The following is a 10268-nucleotide window of genomic DNA, read 5'->3' on the forward strand; positions in this document are numbered from 1 at the left end:
GTTGTAAACCAGGTACTTTCAGGCCCGCTTGCGTGCCGGAGGCTCTCCGCCGGCGGGACCCGACGTCGGCTCGCCCGAGGCCAGGCGCTCCAGCGGTGCCAGTGCCTTGGTCAGCATGTTCAGATCGGATTCATTGAGCTGGCTGAGCAGCGCGGCCAGGGCCGCGTGCCGATTAGCGAGCGACTCGGCGTGAACGGCCCGGCCGCGCGGCGTGATGTCGACCAGCACGGCCCGCAGGTCGGACGGGTCGCGCGAGCGCTTCACCAATCCGATCTTCTCCAGCCGGCGGATCGCCACCGTCGTGGTGGGCGTCCGTACCCGTTCGTGTGCGGCCAGATCTGTCATCCGGATCGGGCCTTGATCGAGCAAGGTCACCAGGATCGACAGCTGCGCCAAGGTCAAATCGCCCGCCACCACACCGCTGGGGTCGCCGCGGCGCAGTATCGAAAACAGTTTGGACAGCGCGCGGTGCAAGCCTTCCGCAAGCTCGGTCACCTCGGCCGCGGTGGAGTCGCTGTCCGCCATAAGTCGGCAGTCTAACCCGATATGGGTGGCGTACAAGGTAGCTACGGCGACTATTTGTAGCCCGTCAAAGCACTTGGGACAGGAATCGCTGCAGTCTTTCGGTCTTAGCCGCTTCGAATATCTGCTCTGGTGGCCCGGATTCCACCACCTTGCCGTGATCCATGAACACGACGATGTCCGACGCCGACCGGGCGAAACCCATTTCGTGCGTGACCACAATCATCGTCATACCGCCGGCGCCGAGGTCGGCGATGAGCTGCAAGGCTCCCTTGACCATCTCCGGATCCAGCGCGGACGTCGCCTCGTCGAAGAACATCACCTGCGGCCCCATGGCCAGCGCCCGGGCGATCGCAACCCGTTGCTGTTGTCCCCCGGACAGCATGCCGGGGCGGGCACCGGCCTTGTGCTTCAGGCCAACTCGCTCCAGCTGAGTCAGCGCGAGTTCCTTGGCCTCGTCCGCGGACAGCCCGCGTAACTTGCGCGGGCCAAGCGCCACGTTCTTGAGAATGCTCAGATGCGGGAACAGGTTGTAATGCTGGAACACCATGCCGATGCGCTGACGCAGTTCGTCGGGATCGTCGTGCAGCACCGAGTGTCCGTCGAGCAGGATGTCGCCCTTGTCGGGTTCGTAGAGTCGATTCAGCGCGCGCAGCAGCGTCGACTTACCCGAACCCGACGGTCCCACGACGGCCACCGTGGTGCCCGCGGGGGCTTCGAAGGTGACGCCGCGCAGAACCTTGTTCCCGCCGAGAGTCTTGTGAATGTCCCTGGCTTCCAACGAGACTGAGGCGTGGCTTGCGGCAGCGTCGGTCATGTCATTCCCGGGCCGAGGGTGGAGCTGACCATGGCGGCGGACTCTTCTGACTCGTCGCTGGAGCCGCCGCGGCGCAGCCGCGCGTCGATGTAGTTCACCAAATGTGTTAACGGAACGGTCAATAACAGATAGAAGAGGCCCGCGGCCACCAACGGCGACAAGTTGCCGGTCTGCGCATTGAGGTCGCGGCCCACTTGAAACAGTTCGCGCTCCTGGGCTACCAGGCCCAGGAAGTACACCAGCGCCGAGCCCTTCAGCAACGCGATGGCCTGATTGACCAGCGCGGGCAACACCCGCCGGACGCCTTGCGGCACCACGACCAGCCGCATCGCGGCCGGATAGCTGAATCCGAGTGCGCGCGCGGCCTCCAGCTGGCCGGAGTCGACGCTCTGGATTCCCGAGCGCAGAATTTCGCCGATGTAGGCGGCCGCCATCAATCCCAGCGCGGCAATACCCAACGGATACGGGTTGTTGTTCGTCAGCCCACCCACGAGCGGTCCGATCCCCATCCCAATGATCAAGATGATTACGACTTCGGGAAGACCACGGAAGATGTCGGTGTAGATCCGCGCCGGCCAGCGCAGCCACCATGAGTTCGACATGCCCGCCATGGCCAGCACCATGCCGAGCACCAGCCCGATCGCCAGCGCGCTGTTAGTCAGGATCAACGTGTTGGGCAGGCCCGTCATAAGCAAAGCGGGAACGGCTTGTTTGTACAGATCCCAGTCCAAGAACTGGTCGCGCAGTTGCGCCAGTACGGATTTCGGGGCCGGCGGGTGCATCGACTTGTGGTGGTTGCTTGCCGCTATCGCGGCGAAGTCCGGCAGATGGGGAGTCGGGGCGGCGCGGGATCCGGGTTTCCAGCCTGGTGGCAAAGGGCGCGGAACCCATTCCGAGTAGAGCTTCGACCAAGTGCCGTCGGCGATGACGGCATCCAGCGCGGAGTTGAGTGCGGAGATCAGCGCCGGGTTGTCGTTGGCAACCGGGTACGCGACGAAGTCGCCGGGGCTGAATTCGTTGGCCACGACCATAGCCGGATCGCCGGGGTGCATCACGTTGGCGGCCAGCGCTGCCGGGGCTACCCAGGCATCGATTTGGCGGGTCTTGAGGCTGGCGTACACGGTGGCGAAGCCGGGGTACTTCACCGGTTGCAGGTGCAGGGTGTCGACGACGTAGGACTCCTCGACGGTGCCCTGAACGACGCCGATTCGTTGCCCCGCGGCGAGATCACTGAAGGCTTTGATCGGCGATCCGGGTGGCACGATCAGCGCGTAGTAGCCGAAGTCGTAGCCGTTGGTAAACCCGACGGTGCGCCGCCGGGCAGCGGTGGCTTTCACCGATGACGAGCCGACATCGAAGCGCCGCGACGCTACTTCGGCCAGCAGTGCGGAGAAATCGGTGCTGGCGAAACGGACTTGCAGGCCCAGCTTTTTCGCCATCGCGGCCAACAGCTGATTGTCGAACCCGCTGAACGTGCCGTTGGCGTCAACACAGACCGAGGGCGGGGCATCCGACAAAGTGCCGACGTTGAGAACGCCGGGTGAATTCAGGCCCAGCGAGTTGACGTTGATCTCGCTGAGCGGCTCCACGGAAGCGGTCGTGTGGTCGTCGTCGCGTCCGACGCCGCCGACGGTGGTCAGGTCTTTCGGTAAGGCGGACGCGCTCTCGGGTCCGCCCGGCGCGCACTGGTTTCGGTCGGCGAACGCGGGTCCGGCCAGCACCAGGCCGACCACGATCAAAATTGTCGTGGTTAGTCCGAACAGCTTGGCTCCGCGCTTCGCGCGCGGGCCTTCGCACGAGTTCATCACCGCCACCGTATCGACCGGGCGGCAACTCGTCGCGGCGAGAGTCGATTTAGAGCGCCATCGACGGCTCGGCGCAGACCGCTTCCGTCTCCGCCAGAACGGGAAGCGGCGCGGAAACAACCTGGCGAACGTCGTCGGGTGCCGCGAAAACCCTGCGCCGGAACAGTTCGGCAAGCATGGTCTGCGCCATCAGGTAGGCGCGACCGACGCATGCCGCTCGCGCGGCGTCCGGGTCACGGCGGCGGATCGCGGCCGTTTCGTCCTCGTAGTAGGGCAGCACGTCGTCGCGATTGTTCTGGTAGCTCAACCAGAACGCATGGGGGATGAGGTCTTGCGAGGCACGGATAGTGGCGTGCAGCCGCGGCCCGGCGTATTCGTCGTTGACGGCGCGCCGGTACTCCGCAGTGAGTTCGGAAAAGACCCGGGAATCTTTCGCGATGCGCATCGCGCGCATCAGCGCATCGAGCTCACCCAGGATCCGCGGCGTCGGGTTGCTCGCCGCGCGAGCCGAGGCGATGCCGTTGAGCATGCCGTCAAGCTCGTGATGCTCGAGGACCGTCGCTTCGTCGAATTGCTCGATGAACGCGCCCCGGTGATAGCGGGTCGAAACGACGCCATCGTGCTCGAGCTGGATCAGGGCCTCTTGAATCGGCACGCGACTGACTCCCAAGCCGAGCGCGATCTCGTTGCGGTCAACGCGGTCGCCGCTGCGCAGCTTGCCCGTCAGCACCAGGTTCAGGATGTGGTTGACAACCTGGTCCTTTTCTTTGACCCCATATTTCTTCGGCATGAGTCTCTTTCAAGTCTGTTGCAGTTCCGCACCAGCGATCAGCGGTGGAAAGTTTCTCATGTATTGGCGTATTCGTTAAGGTGTTTGGCGGGTTAATTGGAGGCGAACCCCAATTAACGCGCGTCGCGCCACCGGCACAGAGCCTCGGCCGCGCCGAGGTCGTAGTCGGGACCGTTGACGCCAACCGTCAGCAGCGTCACCCCCAGCGCGGTAAGCCCCTCGGCGTTGGCGATCAACCCGTCGACCCCCTCGCCGCGGCGCACGCCGCTGTTGTCCTCCACACCGGCCGACCGCTCGATCGTGGCTGGGTCGCGCCCGACCGCGGCGCAATGCTCTTCCAGCACGGCCGCGGCGGCCGGGTAGGTGTCGACCGTGGTGAAGCCGTGCCAGATGTCGCCGTACTCGGCAACCAGTCGCAGGGTCTTTCGCGGACCCTTGCCACCGATCAGGATCGGGATGTCGCGGGTGGGCGCGGGATTGAGTTTGGCCAGCCGCGACGTGATCCGCGGGAAGGCCGCAGCCAGGTCGTCGAGGCGGCCGCCCGCGGTACCGAATTCGTAGCCGTACTCGTCGTAGTCCTTTTCCTTCCAACCGGATCCGATACCCAGGATCAACCGGCCCTCGGAAATGTGGTCGACGGTGCGGGCCATGTCGGCCAGCAGCTCCGGATTGCGATACGAGTTGCACGTCACCAGCGCGCCGAATTCGATGCGCGACGTCTGCTCGGCCCAGGCCGCCAGCACCGTCCAGCATTCGAAATGCGCACCGTCGGGATCACCGTAGAGCGGAAAGAAGTGATCCCAGGTGAATGCGACGTCGACACCCATGTCCTCGCAGCGCCGCACGGCGTCGCGGATGTGGCGGTATTCGGGCGCGTGCTGAGGCTGCAGTTGTACACCGATGCGAACGGGACGGGTCATACGACCACCGTAGGAGCCGCGGCCTCTCAGCGTGCGTCGAGGACCCCGGTCAACAGTTGGATCAGTGCGCGGGGCTGATCGCTTTGCACGGAATGTCCGGAGTTTTCGACAACGTGAGCTTGACGGAAATGCGTTGCGCGGTTGGCGAGTTCGGCCGCGTCCTCGTCGGTGACGAAGGGCGACGAGCCGCCGCGCACCAGGGTGACGGGCGCGGTCAGCGCGTCGACGTCGTTCCATAGATCACCGAAGTCGGGGACTTTGCGGATGGTGTCGTAGCGCCATGCCCAGTTCCCGTTGTCGAGGCGTCGGCAATTGTGGAACACACCGCGGCGCAGTGCCTTGACCTCGCGGTGTGGTGCCGCGGCGATCGTCAGGTCGAGCATGGCCTGGAAGCTGGGGAACTCGCGCTCGCCCTGTACCAGCGCGACGGTGCCCTGCTGCTCGGTGGTCAGCTCGGCGTAGCGGTGCAATGCCGACGGAGTGACGTCGACGAGAACGAGTTCGCGCACCAGTTCCGGTGCGATCGCGCCGACCCGGATCCCGGTCAGCCCGCCCAGCGACATGCCCACGACCAGTTCGGCATCGGGTGCGAAGTCGCGCAGTACCGGCGCCACGGCATCGGCGTTGTGCTGCGGCGAGTAGTCGCCGTCTTCGCGCCAGCCGGAATGGCCGTGGCCGGGCAGGTCGACCGCCAGCGCCGGCACCCCGAGCCCGACGATGACGGTGTCCCAGGTGTGGGCGTTCTGTCCGCCACCGTGCAGAAAGACGATCCGTGGCGGAGTTCCGCCCCAGCGCAGCGCGCTGATGGAGCCCTGCGGCGTTTCGGCCTCGATCCGTGCCACGTCCGGCAGCGGACCGGTGACGCCGGCTTGCTCGGCGTTCTCGGACAGCAACGAGAATTCGGACAGCCCGGCCAGTTCGTCTTCGGAGATCTCGGTCACGATCTTCGACACTAGAGGAAGTAACGGCGCCGAATGCCGTGGAATCGCTCCCACATTGCGGCGCTGCGCTGCGCGGCGCCCACGGTCGCGGTGTCCGGCGGGAGCACCCGCGCGATGTCGTGGTGTTTGACGACTTTGGTCTCCAGCGCGGCGGGTTCGCCCTCGAGCATGTGGCGATAGGTCAGGTTCCCGCGCTCGAAGCCCTGGGTGTCCAGCCAGTTGTGGACATTTGGATCACGATGCGCCATGACCAGGCGGATGCGCCCGTCGCCGTCGGTTGTGGTGCGGCTCGGGGTGTAACTCACCGGGCGGTAGAGGTAGTCCATGCTGTTGAAGAAGACACCCATGTTGGTGAACATCCACAGTCCGTCGTGGGCGTCGAATTCGATGATCAGCGCCTCGTCGGGCGCGAGCTCCCAGTACATGTTGGCGGCGGCGCGGCCACGCCTGCTGTCCGCTTCAGGTGTGCCGGCTTTGGAGAGGGTGGGAAACGCATTGGGATGCTCGGCGTCGACGCCGCCGTAGGTGAACGGGAACTCGGGCCAGTCCGACATCAGGCCGGTGACGAAATCACCGGCCCATTCCATCGCCTCGATCATGGCCTGTGGGCTGGGCAGCGGTTTGGGGTCGGCCATGTCGACCCGTTCGATCCGCAGCCGCGCGGGCAGCTCATCCCAGGCGTCGAATCCCTGGCGGATGAACAGCTTTCGCGATTGCCCAGTGGTGGGTAGCCAGTTGGGGCCGCGCTCGGGCCCACCGATGTAGATCTCGAATTCACCGTTGTGGCCGACATTGAGTTGACGACCGAACAGGTTGGTCTCGGGCGCGTCACCGAACGGCTCGTGCAGCACGCCTGGCCCGGCGACTCGCTCGCCCTGCACGGTGACGTTGAAAAATGGTGCGGTTCCCCGGTTTCCGTGTAAGCGGTAGGTCGAGTGCCCGTCGATCCACACCTGCTGGTAGATGAAATCGGCACAGTCGCCCCCGAGCTTGCGGGTTGGACCACAGAACGTGTGCAGCACCGGGTAGCCGGTGTCGCGGGTCTCGAGCGACAGATCGAAGGCCTGGCCCAGGTTCTGCGTCAGGAAGCGGAACGCATCGACCCGCTGCGCCCCCGACGTGGCGTTGGCGTCTTTGAAGACCTGGTCGCCTGCCCGCGCCAGCTGCGTGCAGAACTCGAACCACGCCGAGCGCAGCGCCGCATCGTCCACACCGTCGCCGAAAGCCATTGTCACGCAGTCACTCTGTTTAACATCGCCCCGACGACAGCGCAGGCGCGGCGGGCGGATTCGAGGCGGCCCTCCTGCTCGATTCGCGGTCCGATCAGTTCCAGGTCGAACCCGTGTGAGTACCCGTTCGCCAGCGCGTTGGCGACGAAACCTTCGATCGGAATAGCGCCGTCGCCGGGGACCGCCCGGCCCGGCAGCGCACGATCGCCGAGCACGTAGTCGCTGAGCTGGATGAGCTCGGTTCGCGGCAGGGCGCGCTGCACCATGGCGTCGAAATCGCCCTCCGCCCAGCAGTGAAACACGTCGATGCAGACTCCCAGCCCACTCATCTCGGCCAGCGTAACGGTGTCGCGCAGGGTATGGGCCAGATGCAAGTCGGCATACAGGCTGGAGGCGTTCTCGACGGCCAACGCCACACCGGCCTGCTGTGCGTGCGCGACGCAGGGGGTGATCATCATGCGGAACCGGTCGGCGGCCCGGTTCCACGTGAGGGTGTCCCGGCCCCCGGTCAGCAGGTAGATCATTCGCGCGCCGACGCCGGCTGCGGCGTCGATCACCGGCGCCAGCGCGTCCTGTGCGGTCCGCGGATCGGACGTCAAGCGGCCGCCGGCGAACAGATGATAGACCGCCTCGACGGTATAATTGTTGCGCTGCAGCAGCTTTGGGAATTCCGGGTCGAGTAGTTGGCTATCCAGGACGCTCAGCCGGGATACCCCCAACTCGGCCCAATGGGTCGCCAGCTCGGCCAGGTCAGCACCGTAGAACGTCACATTGTGTACGGACAGGCGTGGGTGGGCCGGCATCGCGTCAGCCACGATTCTCGATCTCGACGCCGAATCGCTCACGGAATGGCCGGAATTCCGCATGCAGCGCATCGAGGTCTTCGCCGATGTCGATCAACAGCGTCGTGGAGTAGTGGAACTTGCCGTAGCGGTCGCCGCGATTGTTGGCCAGGTAGTCGCGCATCGCCGACTCGGCTTCCGGTGTGACCCGGCGCCCGGCGAACGCGTAGTAACGCCGCACCGTCGCCACCTGATCGGCGATGAAGTCGGTGTAGCGGACGTGCAGGATGCGCGGATCGTCCACCATCGGATTGGTCATCGTGTTGGCGACGCCGGCGCGGGTCAACTCCAGATGCATCTTGGCCAGGGCGTGCAGGTCGACCGGACCGACCATCCCTTCGGCGATGTCGGCCATCATCATGGTGCGCGACGCCGCGACCTGCACCGGGTCGCGGTGCAGCCAGACCAGGGTCGCGTCGGGGTACGCCTCGAACATCTCCTTGAGCCGGAACCCGTGAAAGCCCTTAAGCACCCAGTACTTTCGCGGACGGTTGTATTGCAGCTGTTGCAGCATCGCCTTGTGCAGCCGGTACTGCGCGCTCGCATCGGTGGCCAGGCCGCCGACCAGTGACTGCATCGGCACCCGCCACCACGCCGTCGGGGTCATGACCCGGAAGTCGAAGGCCCAGGTGCGTTCGTCCTCGGGCAGGCCGTCGCCCAGCATGTCGTTGTATGGGTGGCTGTGTAACCACTTGGGCATCTTCGCGTTGATCTCGCGCCAGTCGGCGTCGGCCCGCGCGCGACGCGGTTCGTCGTCGGCGGCCAGGCCCGGTGGCGGCGACGGGTACATCACCTCCCAGAAGCGCAGCGCCCGCGCGTGCGGATCGACGGACATCAGCGCATGCATCAGCGTTGTCCCCGAACGTGGTTCGCCGGTCACGAACATCGGCGCCTCGATCGCTTCGTCGCCGATCGGGTAGCGGTTGCGGTCCTCGATGAATTCCAGCCGCGACGTCAGCAGCCAGTGGCACACCTGCGCGGCCGCGGCGGCGCCCGCGGCGTCCATGCCGAGGCTGTTGAGATGACCGGCGGCCACGGCGAAGCGTTCCGGCAACGTCGGGTCGCCGTAGTCGTGCAGTCCGGTCTCGGCCTGCGCGGAACGCAGCAACTCGGCGGCGTCCAGGTGTGCGCTCACGACAGATCTCCGCACAGCTGCATCAGTTCATCCTCTGCGGCAACGACATTCGCGGCCGACGTGGCGGCATACGTCAGGCCGGCCATGGCGCCGTAGTCGAGGATCTTGGGCACCCGCAGTCCCGCGTCCACATAGGTCTTGATGATCTTCGCGACCTCGCGTGCAGTGCCGTGCGGTACGACGGCGAGCAGCATCTCGGGTTGCGTGTTGTCCAGAAACGTCAGGATCCGTTCGCGGGTGAGCACCGCGGGATCGATGTCCTGGAAGCCGCGCCAGCTCGGGCCCATCGGGTGTTCGAATCCGAAGCCGCGCAATGTCTCGGCCGATACCTGTAGCAGGAACGCCTTGACCAGCGGTGCCTGCAGGATCTCGGCGAGAGCGTCTTCGTTCTCGCCGATGAGGCACACCTGCATGAAGCCCGGCGTGATCGCCATCGGATCGCGGCCGGCGCGCTCGGCGGATCTCCTTACCGCCGAGAGCATCTCGGCGTAATGTTCGGGGGTCCACGCCCCGGCGGGCCACCAACCGTCGGCGTGACGGCCGGCGATATCGAGCATGCGCGGGCCGCTCGCGCCGATCCAGATCTGGGGGAACCGTCCTTGATACGGCTCGGTGTCCAACCGCGCGTGGTGCAACGTATAGAACCGTCCCGCGAAGTCGACCGGGCCGTCGCTCTCCCAGAGCAGCCGGATGACCGTCAGGGCTTCCTCGAAACGGCCGACGGGGCGGGAGAAGTCGAAGCCGTACGGCAACGTGTTCTCGCTCTCGCCACTGCCCAGGCCGAGGATGAAGCGCCCCTTCGAGAGATGGCCGATGGTCAGCGCGGTCTGGGCGAGCAACGACGGGTGGCGCCGCACGGTGTCGACCACCGCGCTCACCAGCGGGACGCGCTCGGTCAGCACGGCGGCCGCGGCCGCTACCGAGAGGCCGTCGAGGTGGCGATGCGGCGACGGCGACGCGGTGGCGAGGTCGGTGAACTCTGGCGTCCAGATTGACTCCGGCCAAAAGCTGACCATGTGATCGGGCAGCCAGATCGAGTGGTAACGCCCGCCGTCGAGCTCGGCGAGCCGGGACATGTCCAGGGGCAGGGTCGTACGCAGGAACGCGGCGGGCTGAACTTTCATCCGTGACTACGCCTGACTCGTCGGGGGTGCTCCGCGTAATGCTAAGCGACTGCACAGCAAACTGTTCACGGAGTGTGCAATCTCGGCTTCGAGTGTGCGGCCAGGGCGCGGATATCGGATATTTCAGCGGTGAGCACACACCG

Annotated in this window: 10 protein-coding genes; all 10 read right to left on the reverse strand. The window is 65.8% G+C overall.

Annotated features, from left to right (window positions below):
• Window positions 1–18: 18 nt before the first annotated feature.
• The gene (locus tag AC5Y5O_RS29110; protein ID WP_096290746.1) at window positions 19–525 is read right to left on the reverse strand and encodes a MarR family winged helix-turn-helix transcriptional regulator; all 507 of its coding nucleotides are present in this window, start codon (window positions 523–525) and stop codon (window positions 19–21) included.
• 64 nt (window positions 526–589) lie between these two features.
• Window positions 590–1339 (reverse strand): amino acid ABC transporter ATP-binding protein, encoded by a 750-nt coding sequence (locus AC5Y5O_RS29115; RefSeq protein ID WP_096290747.1) that lies wholly within the window; start codon window positions 1337–1339, stop codon window positions 590–592.
• Window positions 1336–3144, reverse strand: coding sequence for an ABC transporter substrate-binding protein/permease (locus tag AC5Y5O_RS29120; protein WP_500028486.1), 1809 nt, complete (start codon window positions 3142–3144; stop codon window positions 1336–1338). Before AC5Y5O_RS29120 ends, AC5Y5O_RS29115 begins: the two co-directional genes overlap by 4 nt.
• Window positions 3145–3193: 49 nt before the next feature.
• On the reverse strand, window positions 3194–3934 hold the full coding sequence (locus AC5Y5O_RS29125; RefSeq protein WP_500028487.1) for a GntR family transcriptional regulator: 741 nt from the start codon (window positions 3932–3934) through the stop codon (window positions 3194–3196).
• Window positions 3935–4047: 113 nt separating this feature from the next.
• Window positions 4048–4854, reverse strand: a complete 807-nt coding sequence (locus AC5Y5O_RS29130; protein WP_096290749.1) for an LLM class F420-dependent oxidoreductase — start codon at window positions 4852–4854, stop codon at window positions 4048–4050.
• Between the two features lie 26 nt (window positions 4855–4880).
• Window positions 4881–5795, reverse strand: a complete 915-nt coding sequence (locus AC5Y5O_RS29135; protein ID WP_500028489.1) for an Rv0045c family esterase — start codon at window positions 5793–5795, stop codon at window positions 4881–4883.
• 11 nt (window positions 5796–5806) lie between these two features.
• Window positions 5807–7024 carry a DUF1214 domain-containing protein gene (locus AC5Y5O_RS29140; RefSeq protein WP_500028494.1) on the reverse strand — a complete coding sequence of 406 codons (1218 nt, stop codon included), beginning with the start codon at window positions 7022–7024 and terminating at the stop codon, window positions 5807–5809.
• Window positions 7025–7026: 2 nt separating this feature from the next.
• A complete protein-coding gene (locus AC5Y5O_RS29145; protein WP_500028497.1) occupies window positions 7027–7827 on the reverse strand; it encodes a sugar phosphate isomerase/epimerase family protein in 801 nt (266 codons plus the stop codon).
• A gap of 4 nt (window positions 7828–7831) precedes the next feature.
• Window positions 7832–9001, reverse strand: a complete 1170-nt coding sequence (locus tag AC5Y5O_RS29150) for a sulfotransferase family protein (RefSeq protein WP_500028491.1) — start codon at window positions 8999–9001, stop codon at window positions 7832–7834.
• Complete coding sequence (locus tag AC5Y5O_RS29155) at window positions 8998–10125, reverse strand: LLM class flavin-dependent oxidoreductase (protein WP_096290752.1); 1128 nt, start codon at window positions 10123–10125, stop codon at window positions 8998–9000. Before AC5Y5O_RS29155 ends, AC5Y5O_RS29150 begins: the two co-directional genes overlap by 4 nt.
• Between the last annotated feature and the right edge of the window lie 143 nt (window positions 10126–10268).

Source organism: Mycobacterium sp. NGS40 (assembly GCF_059812735.1).

Coding starts and splice junctions, on each gene's coding strand:
- AC5Y5O_RS29110 (WP_096290746.1), bottom strand. CDS start 525: ATGGCGGACAGCGACTCCACCGCGGCCGAGGTGACCGAGCTTGCGGAA.
- AC5Y5O_RS29155 (WP_096290752.1), bottom strand. CDS start 10,125: ATGAAAGTTCAGCCCGCCGCGTTCCTGCGTACGACCCTGCCCCTGGAC.
- AC5Y5O_RS29120 (WP_500028486.1), bottom strand. CDS start 3,144: ATGAACTCGTGCGAAGGCCCGCGCGCGAAGCGCGGAGCCAAGCTGTTC.
- AC5Y5O_RS29115 (WP_096290747.1), bottom strand. CDS start 1,339: ATGACCGACGCTGCCGCAAGCCACGCCTCAGTCTCGTTGGAAGCCAGG.
- AC5Y5O_RS29125 (WP_500028487.1), bottom strand. CDS start 3,934: ATGCCGAAGAAATATGGGGTCAAAGAAAAGGACCAGGTTGTCAACCAC.
- AC5Y5O_RS29130 (WP_096290749.1), bottom strand. CDS start 4,854: ATGACCCGTCCCGTTCGCATCGGTGTACAACTGCAGCCTCAGCACGCG.
- AC5Y5O_RS29145 (WP_500028497.1), bottom strand. CDS start 7,827: ATGCCGGCCCACCCACGCCTGTCCGTACACAATGTGACGTTCTACGGT.
- AC5Y5O_RS29140 (WP_500028494.1), bottom strand. CDS start 7,024: ATGGCTTTCGGCGACGGTGTGGACGATGCGGCGCTGCGCTCGGCGTGG.